At 41.7% G+C, this 20,469-nt stretch carries 19 protein-coding genes and 1 other annotated feature; of the genes, 13 read left to right on the top strand and 6 right to left on the bottom strand.

Going from position 1 to position 20,469, the window contains the following annotated elements:
* Positions 1-13: 13 nt before the first annotated feature.
* From ribE to ACOJQI_RS14040, 3 genes are all read left to right on the top strand, one after another.
* On the top strand, positions 14-484 hold the full coding sequence (gene ribE / locus ACOJQI_RS14050; RefSeq protein WP_421378909.1) for a 6,7-dimethyl-8-ribityllumazine synthase: 471 nt from the start codon (positions 14-16) through the stop codon (positions 482-484).
* A gap of 338 nt (positions 485-822) precedes the next feature.
* A complete protein-coding gene (locus ACOJQI_RS14045) occupies positions 823-2,112 on the top strand; it encodes an NCS2 family permease (protein ID WP_421378907.1) in 1,290 nt (429 codons plus the stop codon).
* 241 nt (positions 2,113-2,353) lie between these two features.
* Positions 2,354-3,622, top strand: coding sequence for an EAL and HDOD domain-containing protein (locus tag ACOJQI_RS14040; protein ID WP_421378905.1), 1,269 nt, complete (start codon positions 2,354-2,356; stop codon positions 3,620-3,622).
* Here ACOJQI_RS14040 and ACOJQI_RS14035 read toward each other — a convergent pair whose 3' ends face one another.
* Positions 3,623-3,910 (bottom strand): hypothetical protein, encoded by a 288-nt coding sequence (locus ACOJQI_RS14035; RefSeq protein ID WP_421378903.1) that lies wholly within the window; start codon positions 3,908-3,910, stop codon positions 3,623-3,625.
* 241 nt (positions 3,911-4,151) lie between these two features.
* Between ACOJQI_RS14035 and dapF the strand changes: the two genes are divergently transcribed.
* On the top strand, positions 4,152-5,144 hold the full coding sequence (gene dapF / locus ACOJQI_RS14030) for a diaminopimelate epimerase (protein WP_421378901.1): 993 nt from the start codon (positions 4,152-4,154) through the stop codon (positions 5,142-5,144).
* A gap of 40 nt (positions 5,145-5,184) precedes the next feature.
* Here the strand turns inward: dapF and ACOJQI_RS14025 are convergent, their stop codons facing one another.
* The gene (locus ACOJQI_RS14025) at positions 5,185-7,029 is read right to left on the bottom strand and encodes a DNA ligase D (RefSeq protein ID WP_421378899.1); all 1,845 of its coding nucleotides are present in this window, start codon (positions 7,027-7,029) and stop codon (positions 5,185-5,187) included.
* A gap of 140 nt (positions 7,030-7,169) precedes the next feature.
* On the opposite strand from ACOJQI_RS14025, the gene ACOJQI_RS14020 reads away from it, so the two are divergent.
* Complete coding sequence (locus tag ACOJQI_RS14020; RefSeq protein WP_421378897.1) at positions 7,170-8,030, top strand: Ku protein; 861 nt, start codon at positions 7,170-7,172, stop codon at positions 8,028-8,030.
* Between the two features lie 31 nt (positions 8,031-8,061).
* The gene (locus ACOJQI_RS14015) at positions 8,062-8,739 is read left to right on the top strand and encodes a phosphatase PAP2 family protein (protein WP_421378895.1); all 678 of its coding nucleotides are present in this window, start codon (positions 8,062-8,064) and stop codon (positions 8,737-8,739) included.
* Positions 8,740-9,139: 400 nt separating this feature from the next.
* Here the strand turns inward: ACOJQI_RS14015 and ACOJQI_RS14010 are convergent, their stop codons facing one another.
* A complete protein-coding gene (locus ACOJQI_RS14010) occupies positions 9,140-10,687 on the bottom strand; it encodes a hypothetical protein (protein WP_421378893.1) in 1,548 nt (515 codons plus the stop codon).
* A gap of 288 nt (positions 10,688-10,975) precedes the next feature.
* Positions 10,976-11,491, bottom strand: coding sequence for a GNAT family N-acetyltransferase (locus tag ACOJQI_RS14005; protein ID WP_421378891.1), 516 nt, complete (start codon positions 11,489-11,491; stop codon positions 10,976-10,978).
* A gap of 141 nt (positions 11,492-11,632) precedes the next feature.
* On the opposite strand from ACOJQI_RS14005, the gene ACOJQI_RS14000 reads away from it, so the two are divergent.
* The 4 genes from ACOJQI_RS14000 to ACOJQI_RS13985 all read left to right on the top strand — a co-directional run bounded on the left by ACOJQI_RS14000 (position 11,633) and on the right by ACOJQI_RS13985 (position 15,301).
* The gene (locus tag ACOJQI_RS14000; protein ID WP_421378889.1) at positions 11,633-11,764 is read left to right on the top strand and encodes a hypothetical protein; all 132 of its coding nucleotides are present in this window, start codon (positions 11,633-11,635) and stop codon (positions 11,762-11,764) included.
* A 140-nt stretch (positions 11,765-11,904) separates the two neighbouring features.
* Positions 11,905-12,747, top strand: a complete 843-nt coding sequence (locus tag ACOJQI_RS13995) for a GNAT family N-acetyltransferase (protein WP_421378887.1) — start codon at positions 11,905-11,907, stop codon at positions 12,745-12,747.
* A gap of 76 nt (positions 12,748-12,823) precedes the next feature.
* Positions 12,824-13,088: a binding site (T-box leader), on the top strand.
* A gap of 64 nt (positions 13,089-13,152) precedes the next feature.
* The gene (gene metG / locus ACOJQI_RS13990) at positions 13,153-14,775 is read left to right on the top strand and encodes a methionine--tRNA ligase (RefSeq protein WP_421378885.1); all 1,623 of its coding nucleotides are present in this window, start codon (positions 13,153-13,155) and stop codon (positions 14,773-14,775) included.
* Between the two features lie 31 nt (positions 14,776-14,806).
* A complete protein-coding gene (locus tag ACOJQI_RS13985) occupies positions 14,807-15,301 on the top strand; it encodes a metallophosphoesterase family protein (protein ID WP_421378882.1) in 495 nt (164 codons plus the stop codon).
* A 43-nt stretch (positions 15,302-15,344) separates the two neighbouring features.
* Here the strand turns inward: ACOJQI_RS13985 and ACOJQI_RS13980 are convergent, their stop codons facing one another.
* On the bottom strand, positions 15,345-16,172 hold the full coding sequence (locus ACOJQI_RS13980; RefSeq protein ID WP_421378880.1) for a GNAT family N-acetyltransferase: 828 nt from the start codon (positions 16,170-16,172) through the stop codon (positions 15,345-15,347).
* A gap of 151 nt (positions 16,173-16,323) precedes the next feature.
* Between ACOJQI_RS13980 and ACOJQI_RS13975 the strand changes: the two genes are divergently transcribed.
* A complete protein-coding gene (locus ACOJQI_RS13975) occupies positions 16,324-16,911 on the top strand; it encodes a histidine phosphatase family protein (protein WP_421378878.1) in 588 nt (195 codons plus the stop codon).
* Positions 16,912-17,244: 333 nt separating this feature from the next.
* The gene (locus ACOJQI_RS13970; protein ID WP_421378876.1) at positions 17,245-18,591 is read left to right on the top strand and encodes a S8 family peptidase; all 1,347 of its coding nucleotides are present in this window, start codon (positions 17,245-17,247) and stop codon (positions 18,589-18,591) included.
* Positions 18,592-18,641: 50 nt separating this feature from the next.
* On the opposite strand, the gene ACOJQI_RS13965 is transcribed toward ACOJQI_RS13970, so the two are convergent.
* Entirely contained in the window at positions 18,642-19,706 is a 1,065-nt protein-coding gene (locus tag ACOJQI_RS13965; RefSeq protein ID WP_421378874.1) for a DUF3900 domain-containing protein, read from the bottom strand.
* 210 nt (positions 19,707-19,916) lie between these two features.
* Here ACOJQI_RS13965 and ACOJQI_RS13960 point away from each other — a divergent pair, with 210 nt between their 5' ends.
* On the top strand, positions 19,917-20,462 hold the full coding sequence (locus ACOJQI_RS13960; RefSeq protein WP_421378872.1) for a DedA family protein: 546 nt from the start codon (positions 19,917-19,919) through the stop codon (positions 20,460-20,462).
* Positions 20,463-20,469: the final 7 nt, after the last annotated feature.

Here is a 20,469-nt window from a genome sequence, read left to right as displayed (position 1 = left end):
GGAGGATATTAAGATGAAAACAATTTATGAAGGTAATTTAGTAGGTTCTGGGTTAAAGGTGGCAATTGTTGTTGCCCGTTTTAATGAATTCATTACGAGCAAACTCCTAGGTGGAGCGGAGGACGCATTGAAACGCCATGGTGTAGATGAAGCAGATATTACGGTGACATGGGTACCGGGTGCATTTGAAATCCCTGTAATCGCAAAAAAATTGGCGGCTTCAAAAAATTATGATGCTGTCATCACACTTGGAACTGTCATCAGGGGTGCGACTGCACACTTTGAATATGTAAGTGGTGAAGTTGCGAAGGGGGTAGCCAACGTAGGCCTTCAAGAGGAAGTACCTGTGATATTCGGAGTCCTTACAACGGATACAATTGAACAGGCTATCGAGCGTGCTGGAACAAAAGCAGGAAACAAAGGCTGGGAAGCAGCTGTCAGTGCAATCGAAATGGCGAACCTTATCAGACAAATCAATCAGTAACACATGGGAGAGCGGGATATATTCCGCTCTTTTTTTATGTTTGAAAGAGGACGTTAGTTTCAACTGTGTTTAAGTAAGGACAGGGATGGAAGGAAAACACAGTATTCATGTTCTCAGGATGTCAGGCTGAGTTTTTGGAAATGTCCTGGCATTTAGCTATGATCCCAAGTCCCGGACACACAAAAAGCCCTTAAACTGGAAAATTAAATCAGAAAACAATCTATAATCTTAAAACATATTGGCAAAGGTACGTACATCTGCTAAAATTAGTCTTTGTGGCTTCCCTTTTTTGAGGGTAAGCGGGTAGGGAGAGGGCTATGTCGTGAGGACATGATATTATGAAAACAACAGGAGGTATTTTTCGTTTAAAGCAGCACGGAACAACAGTTAAAAAAGAGGTAACAGCAGGAGCAATCGGATATTTTACGATTGTTTATATTATCGCTATCAATGCCATGATTCTGTCAGAAGCAGGTATGCCGTTTGAAGGGGCGGTCATGGCCACGATTCTTGCATCTTTTTTTGGATGCCTCGTTATGGCATTCTGGGCTAATGCACCGATTCTATTGGTCCCTGGAATGGGAATCAATGCGATGTTCACCTTTACTTTGGTGGAGTCGATGGGACTTTCCTGGCAGGAGGCGTTAGCGGCTGTTTTCGTCTCAGGGCTGTTATTCATGCTTATTGCCTTTACGAAATTATCAGGCATTTTATCAAGTGCGATTCCAAAAGCGCTTAAAGAAGCAATCACGGTTGGGTTAGGAATGTTCCTGATGTTGATTGGTTTGGAAAAAGGCGGAATCGTCGAAAGAGGTTCAAGCGCACTGATTACTTTGGGTGACATCAGTGACATAGGGGTCATTGCCACTATACTGACATTTCTTGTAACGATATTTTTGTTCATCCGAAATGTTAAAGGCGGATTCTTATGGAGCATTGCTTTCGGAACACTGCTTGGTTTCCTTTTTGGGATTGAACCTCAAGCAGGACAGTCAGGATTTGGCTTTTCAGAGTACGGCTCTGTTTTTGCTCAAATGTCCTTTGCGAAATTTATGGAGTTTCCGTTTTGGATTGCTGCTTTTTCAATCACCATGGTATTGGTATTTGAAAATATCGGGCTCGTTCATGGTCATATGGATATGGCCGGTACCCCCGAGAAGTACCCAAAAGCCTTCCAATCGAATGCATTATCAGCGGCATCATGCGGAATCTTTGGAACTAGCCCGACTGTTTCAACGGTTGAGAGTGCTGCAGCCATCGCAGCAGGCGGAAGGACTGGCTTGACGTCTTTGACAACAGGTGTCTTATTCCTTGCATCAACGTTGTTCATACCTTATTTAAAATGGATTCCTGACCATGCGATTGCACCGATATTGATTATTATCGGAGGCTTGATGATCCAGAATATCCGTCATATGGATTTAAGAGATTTGACAGAAGCATTCCCAGCCATCTTCATCATTGCGATGATACCATTTACCTATAGTATCGCTGATGGAATTGCTATTGGATTCATTTTATATCCGATATTGAAAGTCGCGAATGGAAAGGCAAAAGATGTTTCACTTCCTTTATATATAATAGCCGGACTGTTTTTGATGAACTTTTTCGTCCATTCAGTCCATTGAACCATCAGCACCAGGAGACAGTACTCCTGGTGCTGTTTTTTTGTTTGACGTATTACCGCTTTAAAGCAATGGGGGACTGTCCCCCGGTGCTTTAAAGGGTAAAAGTGAATTATCAGAAATTAGATAGACTTACCATGGGTTTATTGGTATTCTAGTAGTGTGAAACTTCAATAATTATCCTTTTTTCTATTAATATTTGACTATATACAGATTTTTCATCTTCTCGTAGGAGTGAACAGAAATGGAAGTGTTTGTTGCCAGGCAGCCTATATTCAACGAAAATGAAGAAGTGATTGCCTATGAGTTATTATATCGTAATAACCAGGAAAATATCTTTCCAAACATAGATGGGGACAGGGCAACAGCCGATGTGATCATCAACAGTTTTTTGAATATAGGGATTGACCAGCTTTCAGCAGGGAAGCCTTGTTTTATTAATTTTACAGAAACACTGCTGAAGCTGAAGGTTCCGACTTACTTTCGCCCCCGAGAAATTGTGGTGGAAATTTTAGAGACGGTTGAGCCCTCTCCGGAGATTATTTCAATCTGCAGGGAATTAAGGCAGCTTGGTTACAAAATTGCATTGGATGACTTTGTATTTGATAAAGAGAATCCATATTGCAGGGAATTGATGAAGCAAGCTGATTATATAAAAGTGGACATGCTGACTGCCACTGAGAAGAAGAGAGAAGAAATCGAATTGCTTGCCCGGCTTCTTGATCTGAAGCTCTTGGCGGAAAAAGTGGAAACAAGAGAAGATTTTGAAGAAGCAAAGAAACGGGGATATTCCCTTTTTCAAGGGTATTTCTTCAGTAAACCAATCATCTTACGAACTTATGATGTACCGGTCTATTTTCATTCCTACTATGAGGTTATTCAAAGTCTAGAAATGAATGAACCGAGCATTGAAAGAATTTCACAGCTGATCGAACAGGATATCTCATTGTCTTATAAACTCCTTAAACTTATCAACTCTCCGGCCTACCGGCCAAAACATAAGATCAGTTCGATAAGGCAGGCAATCATCCTGCTAGGTTTAATAGAAATCCAAAGGTGGATTTATGTCCTTGCGATCAGGGATATGACCGGTACAGCTAAGCAAATGTCAGAAGAAGTCATCAAACTATGTCTTACCCGTGCCAAGATGTGTGAATTGATCTCAACAAAGGTTTTTGAAGAAGCAGTTCCATCGAGTTACTTCTTGACAGGGATGTTTTCCTTGATGGAATCCATCATAGGGCAGCCGATAGAGAAAGTCCTGAAGGATATGCCTCTTCAAGATGATATTTGCGATGCCTTAAGGGGAAAAGAAAATAATTTGAAGAAAGTACTGGATTTGGTAATCGCAATTGAGAAAGCTGACTGGGAAAATGCGAGTCAGCGCGGGCTGGATATCAGACTGACACAACTTGAGGTCAATCAGTTTTATGCTCATTCCTGTCAATGGGCGGAAGGCCTTCTAAGGGCAGAGTACCTTAAAGACGGAAACCACTCCAGGCTTAATAATTGATTAATTATATTCTCCAGGTTCAAGAAACCGCTTTTGTGGTTTGATGTATCTTTTTAGTTGGAAAGGAAGGAGTCTTCTCAGGTCCGGGTTCTCAACCTTCTCGGCAATGTCTTTTGGTACGGGGAAGATTCCGATTTCAGTGATTCTTACAGGGAAAACATCTTCAAGGCAGATTTGATTGCTGCCTTTTTTTATTTGTGTATGTACCAGCACTTCTTTTATGTTGTTTGCATCTTCTATTACAACTACTTTTTTCACATTAAATTTAAACTTATAATTCTCGGACACTTGAATTTTTTCCTCCTGTTTGGCTTAAGATATTTTCCTTAATCATACCGTTTATGTGCTGATAATTGAACTGATTACTTTCTCTTAGTGAATTGGCAGACAAATTCAAGCACAAGCCTATTGCGAAATAGGCTTGGATATGGCAAGCTAATTATACAAGAATATAGATTAGTAGGCGGATCGCCAAAGGTTTGGCTGGAATTTCCGCTGGTCATCAAGTTACTCCGTGGAGGGTTTTTTTATGGAATTAAATCTTATAAAATGTCATGGATCAGGCAACGACTTTCTGTTGATCGATGAAATTACTGAAACATATACATTCAGCGAAAAGGACCGCCAGAATCTGGCAATCGCTCTGTGTGACCGCAAGAAGGGAATTGGGGCAGACGGGATTCTTTTTGTTTTGGATAGTGATAAATGCGATGGAAAGATGAGGGTATTCAATGCGGATGGATCTGAGGCATCCATGTGCGGAAATGGCTTGAGGTGTGTTGGCCGATATGTAACCGAATTAAAGAACAAAGATGAAATTACCATCGAAACAATGAAAGCGGACTTGAAGATTTCACGCGAGGCGTCCATTTATGCAGAGATACCGACTTTCAAGGTTCAGATTTCTCCGGTATTATTTGACTTGAAACACTTGCCGATGAATATCGACAGGCATACGCTGGTCTCAGAAAAAGTTCCTGAAATCTCCGATACATTGACGTTCACCGCTGTTGCAGTTCCAAACCCTCATTTGATTAGTATTGTTGAAAATGAACATATTATTTCAAATGAACAGAAATGTATTTCTGAAACAGTGAATGGACCAAATACGCTGTTTCCTGACGGAGTCAATGTAAGCTTTGTTCAGTCTCTCGGAAGTGATGGTATCTATGTCAGGACATTTGAAAGAGGAGTCGGCTTCACGAACGCCTGCGGTACAGCGATGTCAGCCTCAAGCCTCGTAACGTGCCTTGCTGGTATGAATCATTACGAGCAGGAAATTGATGTGTATAATAACGGCGGAAAAGTTCGTGTCATCGTTCATAGAAACGATGAGGAATTCTCAATGGATTTAATCGGGAATGCAACATACATCTCCCGCTATAAGCTTGAGGTGGATGTTAAAGAGCCGGAGAGCTATCAAACAGTGGAGCAGTCTGAATATGATGAAGAAGGAAGTTATTCAGAACTTCAGGAATTTGCAAAAGATGTTGTAGAAAAGAATGTTTTCCTGAAAGCATAAAAAAATGTTGAAGACAGGGGGATTAAGCCTCCTGTCTTTTTTAATGGGTTTTTCCCTTGTTTTTTTGAAGGAATGTGAGGACTTCCTGGAAGTTTTGTTTTTCTTTAGCTTCCTCATAGCCTGCAAACGGACAACCCATTTTTTTCAGCCTCTCTAGAACAGTGCTCATTGTAAATGCCTCAGGTCTTAAATCTTCCGTAACTTCCTCCCAGAAAAGCGGTGCTGAAACGAGAGCATCCTCATTGGCTCTGGGGGAATATGGCGATATGATCGTTTTACCTTCTGCGTGCTGGATGTAATCCACATATAAACGGTTATTTCTGTTCTTCTTTAATCTTTCAATCGTAAATTCATCGGGATATTGATTGATCAAATAGTTTGCAATGAATTCAGTGAAAAGGTGTGTATCATCCCACGTATAGCCCTCATGGAGCGGTATATATACCTGCAGGCCTTTGTTCCCTGATGTTTTGATGAAACTGATCAAGTTCAGCTGGTCAAATACTTTTTTCATCTCTAACGCAGCTTTTACTGCCAGGTGAAAATAATCCCTGGATGGCGGATCAAGATCAAACACGATTTCATTTACATGGGGTACTCCGGCTTTCTGAAATGGGATATGAAATTCCATAGCGAGTTGATTTCCCAGCCAAATTAATGTTTCCAGGTCGTCACAAATGATGTAATCAATATTCTCTATTTGAACCGTTTTCACAAAAGAAGGAGCGTAATCGGGCCGGTTCTTTTGATAGAAGGATTCACCAAACATGCCGTGGGGAAGCCGGATCACAGTCAAAGGCCTTTGTTTAAGGAAGAACAATAACCGGGATGAAACCTTCCTTAAATAGCGGATATACTGCAGCTTGTCAATCACTGGAGATTTCCACAGAGGTTTGTCTGGATGGGTAATATCCACTGACTCAGGCAGGGAGGCTTCATCCAGCATGATCTGCATCCAGGTGCACTCCTCAGGCTTTATTTGAAAAAGAAACTGGTGAAAATGCGGTTCCCTCAATTGTTCCTCGTACCATTCGAGATAATGAAGTTCCACACACAGGCCGGGATGAACATATGACTTTCCTTTTTCAGTCTTATAGGCATTTTCTTTGATGATCGAATTTAAGGCCTGTTTTTCCTCGGGACTGATTCCGAAGTAAAAGGCACCGATCGGAATGACTTGTGTATCCAAAAAAACGCCGACTTCATAATAACCGTTGCTGCTATCATGTGAAAGAATGAAACACTTTGCTTTCTTCCAGTTTTTCATCTTTCGCCATGTAGTTGTCCGCTTTCCTTCCTCCCAAGGACTGTCTTCAGCCTTGGCAATCAACCCTTCACCATCATAATCCTTAACTTTTTCCCACGCCTGGCTGCTGCTTTTATAGGAGGGAATCATTTGAATCCGTGCAGAAGAACCATAGTTGGGTTCTAAAGGGAGTTGTGCTTCTTTAATAAGGGAAGCCAATGCCTTTTTTCTTTCTTTATATTTTTTAGTGGTCATGCCGGCTCCCCGAGATTGCAGCAGATCAAAGGCAAGGAAGGTGCATGGGTTTTTGTCTGCTGCCCTTTGAATATTACTTTCAGTTTTCATTCTTCCTCTTATTTGAAGACCACCGAAGTTGCTTTTAAAATCGTTTTCCAATAATACAATTTCCCCGTCCAGAATTATAGGAAGAGGCCAAACTCCATCTTTGGCTATTCCGAATGCGAACTTATAAATTTCAGGGAACTGTGGGAGCAGATCATTGCCGTTTCTGCTGACAAGGGAAATGTCATTTTCAGAGTGGATGGACAAAATCCCTCTGAAACCATCATATTTCACTTCATATTTCCAGTTTTCCTTCATTGGTGTTTCATTGAATAATGTCGGCAGCATCGGTTTCATTTTTAAATCACCACTTCTACGTACAAGATAGTCCTATTTTGTCCAGACAGACAAGAAGTATTTCCAGAACTTTTATAGGATAGGCGCATAGTAGAGTAAACCAAATTAAGGGTAAGACAAAAAGAAAATGGAGGATACTTATGCACACGATATGGAAAGGAAGCATCAGCTTTGGTTTAGTGAATATTCCGATCAAGCTTCATGCGGCCACCGAAGATAAGGATATCAAATTACGGTCCCTTCACCGGGAATGCCATACACCAATAAAATATGAAAAAATTTGTCCTGTTTGTGAAAAGGATCTGGAGTATGAGGAAATTGTAAAAGGATACGAAATTGCCAAGGGCAAGTTTGTAGTCATTGAAGATGAGGAAATAAAAGCATTAAGGGACACAAGCGAGGAAAAAGCAGTTGAAATAGTCGATTTCATTAAGATTGAGGAAATTGATCCGATTTACTACAATCGGAGTTATTTTATTTCACCTAATGAAGGTGGAAAGAAAGCTTACAGTCTTTTAAGAAAAGCATTGACTGAATCAAACAAGGTCGGTATCGCAAAGATTGCGATGAGATCAAAGGAACAGCTTGCAGTAGTAAGGGTTTATCAAAACACAATGGTCATGGAAACCATCCACTTTCCTGATGAAGTCCGCAAAACAGGGGATGTACCGAATGTCCCAGCCGAGGATGAAGTGAGCCAAAAAGAACTGGAGACTGCGGTAATGCTGATCGATCAGCTATCAACCGAATTCGAACCGGAGAAATATGAAGATGATTACCGCGAAAAGTTGATGGAATTGATTCAATCCAAACAAACAGGGGAAAAGTTTGTTACACCGAAAGAAAAAGCATCTGCTGCCAATGTGACAGACTTGATGTCAGCGCTGCAGGCTTCCATTGATAAGACAAAACCGCAGACAGAAAAGAAACCAGCGCCTAAAGCACCAGCAGCAAAAATACCTAAAAAGAAAAGAACAACGAAAAAAGTAGAAGCTCAGTAAGACCTTCTGAAGAGGGAGAAGGGAGAGGTTAATGAGAAAAAGAAAGATAGACTGGAAGCAAACCATCTTTTTTATAGCAGGACTGGCATTGATTGTCGCGTTAACAGCAGGATTTATCCGAATTGTTGAAGAACTGAACGAGAGTGAGATTAAGAATTTTGATTCTGCAGTATACTCAGGGGTCAGCTCATTTACAACAGAGGGGATGACCGAGTTCATGAAAGGAATCACCTTCCTGGGGGGAGTTAAATGGCTCACTATTCTCACGGCTGTTGCGGTGATATTATTTTTGGTTTTCAAGAAATATTCCCTGGGTCTTTATGTACTATTCACTGTTGCGTTAGGTGGAGGCTTCAACTGGCTGCTTAAGGAGTACTTTAAAAGACAAAGACCGGCAATCGAAGCATTGGTAGAACAAGATGGCTACAGCTTTCCAAGCGGTCACTCCATGGGGTCTTTCATCTTCTATGGAGCGTTGGCATTTGCTGTTTTCCGTCTGTACGATCATACTTGGTCCAAAGTCCTTGGGGCAGCGCTGTTAATTTTCCTGGTTTTCTTGATTGGCTTAAGCAGAGTGTACCTGGGTGTTCATTATCCAAGTGATATTTTGGGTGGATTTACAGCAGGTGGAGTTTGGCTTGCATTTTCTATATTGGTCTATACCTTCATAAAAGGGGCAAGGCCGTGGAGGAAACTGAGCAGTGAATAAGAAAAGCGGAAGCGGCCGATCAGCGACGTACAGATTGGAGGGCTCTCGCATGAGATAAAGGAAACACAACAAACGAAGTGAGTTGATGTTGACTTATCTTAAAAAAGCGGAAAGGCCCCGTTCAGCGGCGTACGAACTGGAAGGCTTCCGCATGAGATAAAGGAATCACGAAGAGCGAAAGCGATTCGATGATGACTTATCGCAAGAAGGAAGACTGAAGTTCGTTAGCCGTTGGGGCCTTGCAGCTGGATTAGCAAGGAGAGAGACCGAAATCTGCTAGTCGCTGGCCGCTGGAGCTGGACAAAAGAAAAGCGGAAGCGGCCGATCAGCGACGTACAGAATTACAAAAAGACCATGAAAAAACGGACTGGAGAGAGCTCCTCCAAGTCCGTTTTCCTTATTAAAACAGGTTGAAAATATAAGTACCGATACTAGTGATGTATAACAATATATACACCCCGATAAAATAGAACGCACCGCCAAAAGTACCCCATTCAGGATCGCGTCCCAATTTCCATATAACCGCTGAAACTGCCGTAATAATCAGCAGCAGCACCCAGCTGCTTCCAGAGAAAGTAAGGTAAGAAGGGGCTATTTCATAGAAGTAATTGTTCATTGCCTTATCAACAAACGTGAACGGCATAACGACAAATATAGCAATGGACACGTATTCCACCCAGTTGATCTCTTCTTTTTCAAAAATGTTCGGCTTTGCCATATAAAGGACGATCAATAATAATAGTGATGGAAGGATCCAGTAGAAAGATACCAGGAAAGTGACAAGACTGCTTGCCAGCATCAGAACGGTATTTATGCCGGCTTCCTTGTACGACCGGGAAGTCAATTCTATACTTTCTTCCTTGACTTCCGGTGACTGTGAAGCACCATACAGTTCATAACTTCCGCCATTATAGTCAAGCCATACGATAGATCCATCGCCTGCCTCAATTGGATAATGGGTAATTCCATCGGTAGTCGTAAATGAAGAAGCGCTGACCGTTAAATCATCCTCAAATACACCTGTATAAAGGCTTACAGTATGATCATCACCAACGCCTTGTCCCTCAGCCGTAAAGAGTAGAGCAGGTGTTTCTGACGATTCCATGATCTGGACATACCTAGGTGTTTCAAGTTTTGCTCCATTAGCCTCATTAATAATGGATACATTCTCGGCTTTAAGTTCAGTACTTCCCAAATCACTGACCGCCGTTTTAGCTTGATGCATATGATAGGAGAGTACTCCTTGAGAACGCATTTGGGTATCGAAAATAAAGGTGATTTCTCCATTTTCAATTGTGTATGCAATGTTTCCTAACTTATTATTCTTGTTATTTGGAACTTTCATGAAGGAATTCGGTGTGACTTCTCCCTCGGCAGTTACAAAAAACAAATCTGCATTTACATCATCTGTCTGTTGAGCAACTACATAGCTGCCGTCACTTCCAAAGAAAATATTTGCGACATCGTTTGTAAAACTATGAATACTCTTTGTTTCCAATGTTGAAGGGTCAAGCTCGTATACATCGCCGCCCTGCCAGTAGACAATATTATCACTGCGGGTTGAAACACCTGTGACATCTTCGGCGATGATTTTTTCGTCTTCTCCACTTACTTTTAGAACTCTTTGGCTTAGTGTTATAAATTTCTTACCGTCAGTCCAGAAGGAGTATCCACGTGGTACAGTGAATGAGATGTCCCCCTCATTGGTGACTTCCAACCCCTCATTGATACTGAAATGATGAACCTTGTTCTTTTCGCTGTAGAATACTTCATTTTCATTTTGGAATACTATCGGTTTTTCGTCTGTCTCCATGTCAAAAGGAATGGAGCGGCTCCAGTTTTCGTTTGGAAGCTCAGTCAATGTTTGAAGCTGCTGAAAATACAGTATACCTATCAAAGCCAGCATAATGACTATCGGCAGTCCAAAAGCTTTCATTTTCTCTTTCATAAATTACCCCCAAGTTTTTTTTCTATTTCTCTAATTTAGAATTTTACCACAATTTCCCGTTTTGGAATATATTTAATTGGCAGCATGGTAAATGATTAAATTTTCAGAATACACAGAGCGATGGTTAGCGGCAGTTTAAATACTTGTTGACAGAGATGGAAATATAGAATAAAATGATATTGAAAATCATTCTCAACAATGTGACAAGAGATTCCCCCTCTTATAAGAGAGTGATGTTATGTTTAAGCTGAAAAAGAAGTGAGAGCTGATCTCACTTCTTTTTTCATCTTAAGAATTATCTTTTTCTAACTCCTTACTCATCCACATTTCATCGAAATATTCACCTTTCTGCTTCATGGCATGTTTTTCAACACCAAATGAAACATACCCGGAATTTTCATAAAGTTTGATGGCAGAGGTGTTCGTAGTCACAACCGTTAACTGCAACAGTTCAATTCCTTCTTGCTTGGCAGTATTTTCAACTTCGGCCAGCAAGGAACTACCGATTCCCAGTTTTCTGAAGGATGGAGAGACATACATCGCCAGGATGGCAGCCTTATGCTTCATTTTCGTATGACGGTTATACAAGAGAGTCACATTACCGGCGAGCTTTTCGTCTATGTACGCTCCAAAAGTTACACTATCCTTTGATGACAAGTTCTTCTGCACCTGTTGTATAGGGTTTTCTCTTGAGATGGACTCTTCGTAGGTAGTTGCAAACGCATCACCGTTATTTTTTAATGCCTCGAGTCGAAGATTCCAGTATTCCTCGGCATCGGAAGCAGTCAATTCACGAATATTCATCAGAAAATACCTCCTTTAAGTGTGTAGTATTATAACTGAAATCCTTCCAATGAGCTACATAAATTTTCCTGAAGCGCCACATTTATAAAACGGATAAAGCGCACTCTCGGGTGAAAACTAACCAGGAAAGGAGAGATGAATATGACGAAGCGAAACAGAAAGACGAAATCTGGTTTACAGTCCGCAAAATCTTTGACCTCAGAAGAATTCTCAAAAGAACTGACAGCAAGCGGAAAGAACCAAAAGGTAGAAAAGACGAAGCCAAATACTTAAAACCGGGTGAAAATCCCGGTTTTTCTTTTTTTAAAATATTGATATTCGGGAGGATTAGGCCAGTCGCCTGGTTTTTAATATTCTTATTGGAGCAGGGGAAAGAGAGGAGGTTGTCGAATGTTTTTTGAGAGGTGAAGAAAATGAAATTAGAAGTGTACACAGATGCCAGCAAGTTTGATGAAACAGTACGACCGCTTCTGCTGAAAGAAGAAGCAGAAAATAATCTTCCATTGGGGCTGCTTGATCAGATTAAGGCAGGACGTTATAAAGATCCGTTCCTGGCTGTCATTGAGGAAAAGGGCAGCGTCAAAGCAGTTTTTGTCAGAACTCCTCCTCACTATTTGATAGTCACTGTTTTCGAACAGGATAAGATACAGGAAATTGGAGAAATTCTTTGGAGCTATGTTGAAACCCATGCGATGGAGCTTCCGGGCTTCATTGGAAATAAAAAGGTGACAGTTCCATTGGCAGACTTCTGGAGTGAAAAAACGAAAAGCTCTTATAAAGTAAACATGAGGCAAAGAATTTACAAACTTGAAGAGGTTAACGACATAGAGATCAGCGAGGGAACAATGGAGCCTGCAGTCGCAGCAGATGTTGATCTGGTAACAGAATGGCTGCTTGGATTTATAGACGATACCCCTGAAAATCCTATACCACAGGAAGACGCCAAGAAACGCGCAGCGGAAATGGTGGAAGAAGATTCAGTATTTCTTTGGAAAGTAGATGGTGTACCGGTTTCAATGGCCAGACGAGCCAGGAAAACTGACAATGGGATAACGGTGAACTTTGTGTATACGCCAAAAGATTCCCGCCGGAAGGGGTATGGCCGTTCTGTTGTTGCGAAGCTCAGTGCCCAGCTCCTTGAAACCCATCAATTCTGCACCCTTTACACAGACCTTGATAACCCGACATCCAACAAGATTTATATGGAAATCGGCTACAAGCCGGTGTGTGATTCCACGGTGATCAATATTAATTAAAAGAAGTCCACTTTCATTTAGTTCTTAAATAATACTTGAAATTTCTTCTCGAATTTCATATGATATTAAACAATAATTATTTGCGTTGAAGAGAAGAGTAAATCAATGGTGAACCTTAACAGAGAGCTTCGGAAGCTGAAAAGAAGCAAGGGGAAAGTTGATTGAAGATGATCTCTGAGCATTCCATTCGAACCGGTGGTGTAGGGTGGGACGGGTTTTGGCACCGTTATCAATGCCACAGTATAAGAATGTGTTTTCTGCATTCCGTACTAGATGAGGCTGTGGGCGCGAGCTCTCAGTGAACTAAGGTGGTACCGCGAGATGAACCCCTCGTCCTTAGATGTCTATACATCTATGGGCGAGGGGTTTTTTATGCTTTCCAAACCATCTTAGGAGGAGATTTTAATGAGTATTTTTATAGGAGGGGCCTGGCCCTACGCAAATGGATCGCTGCATATCGGGCATTTGGCCGCATTGCTGCCGGGGGATATTCTAGCGAGGTATTACAGGCTGAAAGGGGAGGAAGTCCTTTATGTTTCAGGGAGCGACTGCAATGGAACCCCAATAGAGTTAAGAGCGAATCAGGAGGGAGTCACAACAGGGGATATTGCGGACAGGTACCATCAGGAGTTCAAGGAATGTTTCGATAAGCTGGGTTTCAGCTATGACCATTATGGAAGGACAGATTCAGATATTCATCACAGGGAAGTTCAGGGAATATTCCTGCAACTGAGGGAAAATGGTTACTTATATGAAAAAATTACCGAAGAAACATTCTGCCTTCACTGCGAACGCTTCCTGCCGGATCGTTTTGTGGAAGGAACATGCCCAAACTGCGGTGATAAGGCAAGAGGGGATCAGTGCGATTCCTGCGGCAGGATTTTAGATCCTGCAGAATTAATTGATAGGTTTTGTAAACTTTGCGGAAATTTCCCCATTTTAAAGGAAACGTCTCATTTTTATCTGGCATTATCAGCCGTTGAAGAAGAGCTGAAAGCGTACTTGGATCGAACCAAAGAGAACTGGAGGGAAAACGCAGTAGCCCTTACAAGCAGATATATAACAGAGGGTCTCCATGACAGAGCGGCAACCCGAGATATTGGAACAGGGGTAGATGTGCCTGTAGAAGGTTACAATGGTAAAAAAATATATGTGTGGGTAGAGGCAGTGAGCGGTTATTTAACAGGAACCATCGAGTGGGCCGAAAAGAATGGAAAGGATTGGAGAGAGTTTTGGAATGAGAAGACGGTCTCTTACTATGTGCACGGCAAGGATAATATCCCGTTTCATTCGATCATCTGGCCTGCGATCTTAAAAGGAATTAAGAATGACAGTCTCCCCGATTATATTGTTTCCAGTGAATATGTAACATTGGAAAAGAAGAAAATCTCCACCAGCAACAACTGGGCTGTTTGGCTTCCTGATGTATTAAAAGACTATCATCCCGACTCTTTAAGGTACTATTTTAGTCTTCAATACCCTGATAAACGAGACGGTGATTTCTCCTGGAGAGAATTTGTTTACAAGCATAATAGTGAACTTCTTGGAGGGCTCGGAAACTTCATACAAAGAACTACGAAGTTTTATCAAAAAGAGTTTGGTGAAAAGGTTTGCTTGAAAGCAATTGCTCCGGAAGTCGCTGAAGAGTTGCAGGCAGCCTACAGCGAAACAGGAGAATTGCTCGAGAAAGGGGAAGTGAGAAAAGCAGCGAAAAGAGCGTTCGAGATGGTCCGCTGGAGCAATAAATATTTTGATGCTCAGCAGCCTTGGAGAGTGATCAAAGAAGATCGTCACCAGGCAAGGCTCATCCTTGAAAGCTGTCTTTTCATCTGCATAAATCTATCAAGCCTGCTATCACCTTTCATTCCCTTTACTGCAAAGGAAATTTATAAACAATTTCAATTGAAAGAGACACCTACATGGGAACCTTTCAGCCACCCTGTTCAAATAAGATTGGCAGGGCAGCTGCCGCTCTTTTCGACGATTCCAGGAGAGAGGATTGAATTAGAAAGAGCTAAACTTGGGTAAAAAAGAAATGTAGAAAGGAGGAGTCTTAAACTTGAAAATCATCGTTGTAAGTGACACACATATGCCCAACAGGGGAAAGGAACTTCCTCCTGTTTTAATAAAAGAATTGAAGAAAGCAGATATGATTATCCACGCCGGTGATTGGAATAACCTGGAGGTTTATGAAATGCTGAAGGAATATGGACGGGTGGAAGGTGTATACGGAAATACTGATGAGCAAGAAATCCGCGATGCCTTTCCAGGGAAAAAGGTATTGCAGGCAGAAGGATATACAATAGGAATTGTACATGGAGATGGAAATGGAAAAACAACTGAGAAAAGAGCGTTTGGAGCTTTCGAGGAGAAACCGGATGTGATTATATTCGGACATTCACACATTCCCTATGTAAGATTTGACCATCGTGTCTTACTATTCAATCCGGGTTCAGCAACAGACAAAAGGAAGCAGCCATACTATTCTTTTGGAATTCTGGAATTAGGGGATGACCTTAGAGCGCAGCACATTTTATATAAAAATAAGGAGTGATTATAAGAGGCAGGCTTATCTGATAAGACTGCCTCTCACTCTCCTATAATTCTGTGTAGTCGTAGTAATCCTGCACCTGATAAGAAACAAATCCAGTGCGTTCATATAGTTTTAACGCATTTGCATTCTTAGCGGCTACTTCTAAAAAAATGTTTCTGCCTGCTTGGCTTTCTTCTATAACCGCTTTTTCCAGGACAGCTCTTCCAATTCCTTTTCCTTGATGGGATGGATGAACGGCAAACCCGAAGATATAGCTTCGGTCCGTTTCGCTCTGTATATGAATTTTGCCGACTTTTTTTCCTTCGTATTCAATGATGAAACTCGAACTCCCTTTATCTTTCTCCACGGTTTCCATAAAATTTTCTGCGTCGTTACGTTCAATATTAAAGCAGAGATAATCGAGCTCAAAAATGAGGCCCATGTCTTCCTTTCTAACCGGTATTAACTGGATATCTTTATCTGCCGCTTCAAGTTCTTTATGTTCCCATTTCATTTGATACTCTGAAAAAGAATAATTTGCAGGGAGAGTTTCAATGAATGCCTTGCCCGATTGTGAAGAACCCGGCGCGTTGATGAGCAGCTTTTTTATGGTGCGTGCCTTCAGTGAGTCAATTGATTGCTGAAATAGCTCTGTAAATACCCCTTGTTTACGATAATCAGGATGCACCATTCCGCAAAGTTCATAGCTGCTCCCAAATCCATATAAACCAAGGAAACCTGCTAATTTTCCATCTTCATAATGGAAGAAATCATCCTGATCATGATCACGGGAACGAAGCATATCTCCATTCAGTTTTAATTGAAATCCATCTTTATTTTCACAAATTCTTTGCAGTTCTTCTATATCTTTCAGCTGCTGCTCCTTTAGCATATCTAATCCCCCTACTATATAGACTCTAAGTCCCATTATATGCCCTTTTACTAGAAAAAGGAGGAATTTTTTTAAAATTTTCTCAAGTCTGCTTATATTTGTAGTATTATAGATTTTGCTTTTATTAAATTGTCAATTTAGAGGTGATGGGGTGGAAATTCTATTGATCAGGCATGGGGAGTCGGAAGCGGATATTCTCGAAGTACATGAAGGAAGGGCCGACTTTTCTTTAACGGACCATGGCAGAAAACAGGTGGCACTTTTAAAGGAGAAAGTGAAGAATGAATTCCCGCCAGATTTTATTTGGTGCAGTCCTTTGAAAAGGGCAAAGGAGACTGGAGAGGCAATTGCAGAGTCAGTGGGTTGTCCCATCCAGTTTGAGGAAGACTTAATGGAACATAATAATGGTATCCAAGCTGGGGTCCCATTTAAAGAAGCGGAAAGAATCAAAATGCCCAACTATCCTCATGAAAGAATTGAAGAAGGTGAATCAGCCCTTGAGTTCAGATTGAGAATTGAATCAGCCTTTTCGAAAATTATAGCGGAAAGCAAATTTAAACGTATTGCGATTGTAGCACATGGGGGTGTCATCACCAACCTGCTTAGGTCCTATTTGAAACTCCCTGTGGATCATGGGCATTGGTTCGTGACGGGGGACACCGGGATTCACTTGCTGGAAATAAGAGAGGACGGCAGGCTGGTTCATTTTATGAATGATACCTCTCATTTAAAAGAATAGAAAAATAGAAAGATACGCAGTCCATAATAAGGATGCGTATTTTTTTCTTATCCTCTCGAGGATGAAGGGGGAGTCAAGAACCAAAAAGCCGACCTAATCCTTCCTGCTTATTCAAATGCCAGGATTCGACAGTGTCTTTTGGGGAAATGAGTCATGGAAACTATGAAAAATGAACTTAATGTACCTCTAATATTTTTGATAGATAGTTTTACTGATTATATAGTCACATAAACCCTTCTGCTGCTGATTTTTCATGTCAGATGAAACAGATTGCATTCAATAGTAGTTAGAATAGAATGAATATTGTAATAACAAACATTAGGAGGGATGGTTTTGCTGAAAAAATCATTGATTGTTGGAGCATTAAGTTTTGCTTTATGTGCTTCAAGTGCTTTTGCAGGTACCGTTTCCGGGACTTCGCAGCTGGCAGCAGAAAAGTACATAGTTGTATTCAAAGATCAGGATAGTTTGCCTGCAGGATACAAGGAACTTGTGCAAAAAGCCGGTGGACAAGTATCGTATGAGCTGAAAAAAGTGGGGGCGGTAGAAGTTTCATCAAGCAATCCAACGTTCTTGCAGGAGATCAAAAAGTCATCACTGGTCAGTCAGACGGGAGTCGAGAACAAACTCTATCCGGAAGGGCCGGCAATCGAAGAAGCATTTACTCCAGAAGCAGATGCATCTGGAGCTGATCTTTATAACAAATCGCAATGGGATATCAAGCAAGTTACAAACAACGGTGAATCCTGGACTCTTCCTGGTGGAACGGGGAAACCAGTATCCGGTGATGATATCGTCGTTGGTGTCATTGATACAGGGATCGATTATAATCATCCTGACTTGAAAGAAAACTATGTATACGGAAAATCATTTGTGCCCGGATATCCAGATGCAATGGACCAAAACAGCCATGGCACACATGTTGCCGGGTCGATTGCAGCTAAAGGCAGGACAATGGGAATTGGTCCAGACTTGAAGGTTGCTGCCTATCGTGTGTTTGGGCCTTCCGGCGGGGCTGCCACGGCACACATTGCAGAAGCGTTGATGACAGCTGCTGATGACAATGTGGATGTAGTCAACATGTCTTTGGGTGGTTATGACTGGTTTCAAAATCCGGAATATGCAACAAACAACGTTGTCGCGGATGTTCTGGTGTTCAACAGGGCCATTCAATATGCAATCAAAAATGGTGTGACAGTAGTAGGTTCCGCCGGAAATAATGGCGTGGACTTAAAGAGCCCGGGCCAATTATCCGGAGATGACAAAGGATCAACCCACAGAAGTCCAAGCAGCCAGGGATTAATTCGAGTTTCTGCTGGCGGAGCATTGAAGAACCTTGCTTTTTATTCCAACTATGGAGTAGGGAAAATCGATGTAATGGCACCAGGCGGTGATTTAGGTCCGAATTATGACCCGGCAACAGGGACAGGAAGAGATAATACTTACCTTTGCCTGGCAACCATTCCTGGCGGGGGTTATGGCTACAAGGGCGGCACATCCATGGCTGCGCCAAAAACGGCTGCATTGGCTGGTGTCATTATTGCTCAGCATGGAAAAGACAACATTTCTCCTGCACAAGTAAAGCACATTATTCAATCTTCTGCTGAAGATGTATTCAAGACAGGATATGATGGAGAGTCAGGACACGGATTGATCAATGCCGTCAATGCTCTGAAGTAACAGTAAAGGTCAGTCCAATAAACAGGGACTGACCTTTTGCTTTATTTGTTTTATTCATTTTTCCTCTGAATACGTTCGATAACATCCTGAAGGTCGTCGGGTCTTAAGAACTCAATTGGCGATGCGCCTTTTTCAAACTGTATGGACTCCGCTTCTATAAGAAGCATGTATCGGCCGTTCACTTTTGCCATATGAATGGTATCACCGAAGTCAGAAAGCATGGCTTTAACATCAATATGATCAAGTTTCATTTTCAACTCCACTTCAGGAGATTGCTCGACGATTTGGGATGCGGCTTCAACGACCTGCTCAGTGGTGAATCTTTCCTGCAATTCGCGTTTCGGGCTTACCGACCAGGCTTCCATGGCCGATTCGAATTCCACTCTTTCCTCACTTTCCGGTTCGTATGACTCCTCAATATGTTCCTGCACCATTCCCATTACCTGGCTCCGCATGATTTCCGGCATTGATCTCTCGTACTCCACGAATTTAAGGAAGTCTTCGAAATAACGGGCATGGGATGCTTGATGGATCTTTAATTCAGCTTCATCCATCATTCCTTCTTCAGGCATGAAAGGGTACTGAATTGACTTCATATTCTTTGTTGTGATAGCCATTTCCACATTATGAATCAATGTGGATTCGTCGGTGATGCGAGCAACTTTCGGCTCAAAATCACATTTCATGACAAATAGGAAAGGGTCATCAAAATACTTGCGGAGTTTTGCTAATGCCACAATGAAAACACCGCCTCTTACTGCACTTGCTTCTACATATGCATTAACGAATTCCATCGATGCTTCTTTAAAGGCATCGATGGATTCAGGGTGACGTGCCCGGTGGAACAAATTGTAGTTAGGGTTGGAGTCCAGCTCGTGGCCAGGCTCCACGATGAATCGTCCGATCTTTGTCGGAGCTCCCTCTGTTTTACTGTGCCTGTCGACCTTTCGCTTGGCAATCTTAGTCAATTCCCCGTCAAGGAAATCCTTTAAGGGGTTATTCTCATAGGCTTGTTCATCCAGCGTTTGAAAATGTTTATATCTTTTATCAACACTTTCGCCTTTTCCCTCTACTTCCACAACATAAAAAGAAAGGTATTTAATTTCAAAATCCATGGTTTTCATCCTGTTCCTGTAGATTTGCTTTACTCAGTATAGTGAAACGGCCATGTTTCGTCAATGGAGGATTGAGAGAGGGCTCATTAGCTGTTTCTTATTTAAAAATAATGGGTATGTGTAGTAACAATAACGAATCGGAAGTAAGAGGATGTGTGAAAAATTGAACCTATAATGAACTTTTTAGTCGGATTAGGAGTATGGGGATTATTGCTTGGAGTTTTTATTGAGGCTGTATCATTACCTTTTCCCGCCGCTCTATTCATATTGATTTACGGATATATCTTAAAGCCTGGTCCCTTGGAAATCATCCTATATGGACTAGGGATAGCCGTGTTTTATGTGTTGATAAGTTATATTCCCTATTGGCTTAGTATAAAATATGAGTCTAGTATCCGGAGAAAGCTTTCTAGACGAAAGCAGGCAAAGTTTGACCGATGGAACGATAAATATGGTGATTGGACGATAACACTGGGAAGGATAATCGGCATGGGGTACATCGCGTATCTAGGCGGATTTTGCAGCATCAGGCCCATCCGATACGGTTTTTTGAGCTTTTTGGGTGTTCTGCCTGTTGCCTTAACAATGTTTTACCTGGGCAGTATAGGAAATCTTGCTGTCCTTAAAGAAAGCTTCCAAAATGTTCAATGGGTCATCAACGGTGTGCTTTTGACGACAGTCATCAGCTATGTTCTGTTTAAACTATTAAGGAAAAAAGCCCTCTTTGCCAAAACAAAACAGAAGGATAATATCTGAGAGGACC

Origin of the sequence: Bacillus salacetis (assembly GCF_049177075.1) — a bacterium.
GTDB lineage: Bacteria > Bacillota > Bacilli > Bacillales > Bacillaceae_B > Rossellomorea > Rossellomorea salacetis_A.
The sequence above is the reverse complement of the archived record's forward strand: the minus strand, read 5'-3'. Positions and strand labels throughout refer to the sequence as shown.

Excerpts from the sequence above, each read along its gene's own strand:
- metG (WP_421378885.1), top strand. The coding sequence starts at position 13,153 with ATGAGTATTTTTATAGGAGGGGCCTGGCCCTACGCAAATGGATCGCTG.
- ACOJQI_RS14010 (WP_421378893.1), bottom strand. The coding sequence starts at position 10,687 with ATGAAAGAGAAAATGAAAGCTTTTGGACTGCCGATAGTCATTATGCTG.
- ACOJQI_RS14005 (WP_421378891.1), bottom strand. The coding sequence starts at position 11,491 with ATGAATATTCGTGAATTGACTGCTTCCGATGCCGAGGAATACTGGAAT.
- ACOJQI_RS14000 (WP_421378889.1), top strand. The coding sequence starts at position 11,633 with ATGACGAAGCGAAACAGAAAGACGAAATCTGGTTTACAGTCCGCAAAA.
- ACOJQI_RS13965 (WP_421378874.1), bottom strand. The coding sequence starts at position 19,706 with ATGGATTTTGAAATTAAATACCTTTCTTTTTATGTTGTGGAAGTAGAG.
- ACOJQI_RS14045 (WP_421378907.1), top strand. The coding sequence starts at position 823 with ATGAAAACAACAGGAGGTATTTTTCGTTTAAAGCAGCACGGAACAACA.
- ribE (WP_421378909.1), top strand. The coding sequence starts at position 14 with ATGAAAACAATTTATGAAGGTAATTTAGTAGGTTCTGGGTTAAAGGTG.
- ACOJQI_RS13995 (WP_421378887.1), top strand. The coding sequence starts at position 11,905 with ATGAAATTAGAAGTGTACACAGATGCCAGCAAGTTTGATGAAACAGTA.
- ACOJQI_RS14020 (WP_421378897.1), top strand. The coding sequence starts at position 7,170 with ATGCACACGATATGGAAAGGAAGCATCAGCTTTGGTTTAGTGAATATT.
- dapF (WP_421378901.1), top strand. The coding sequence starts at position 4,152 with ATGGAATTAAATCTTATAAAATGTCATGGATCAGGCAACGACTTTCTG.
- ACOJQI_RS13980 (WP_421378880.1), bottom strand. The coding sequence starts at position 16,172 with ATGCTAAAGGAGCAGCAGCTGAAAGATATAGAAGAACTGCAAAGAATT.
- ACOJQI_RS14040 (WP_421378905.1), top strand. The coding sequence starts at position 2,354 with ATGGAAGTGTTTGTTGCCAGGCAGCCTATATTCAACGAAAATGAAGAA.
- ACOJQI_RS14025 (WP_421378899.1), bottom strand. The coding sequence starts at position 7,029 with ATGAAACCGATGCTGCCGACATTATTCAATGAAACACCAATGAAGGAA.
- ACOJQI_RS14015 (WP_421378895.1), top strand. The coding sequence starts at position 8,062 with ATGAGAAAAAGAAAGATAGACTGGAAGCAAACCATCTTTTTTATAGCA.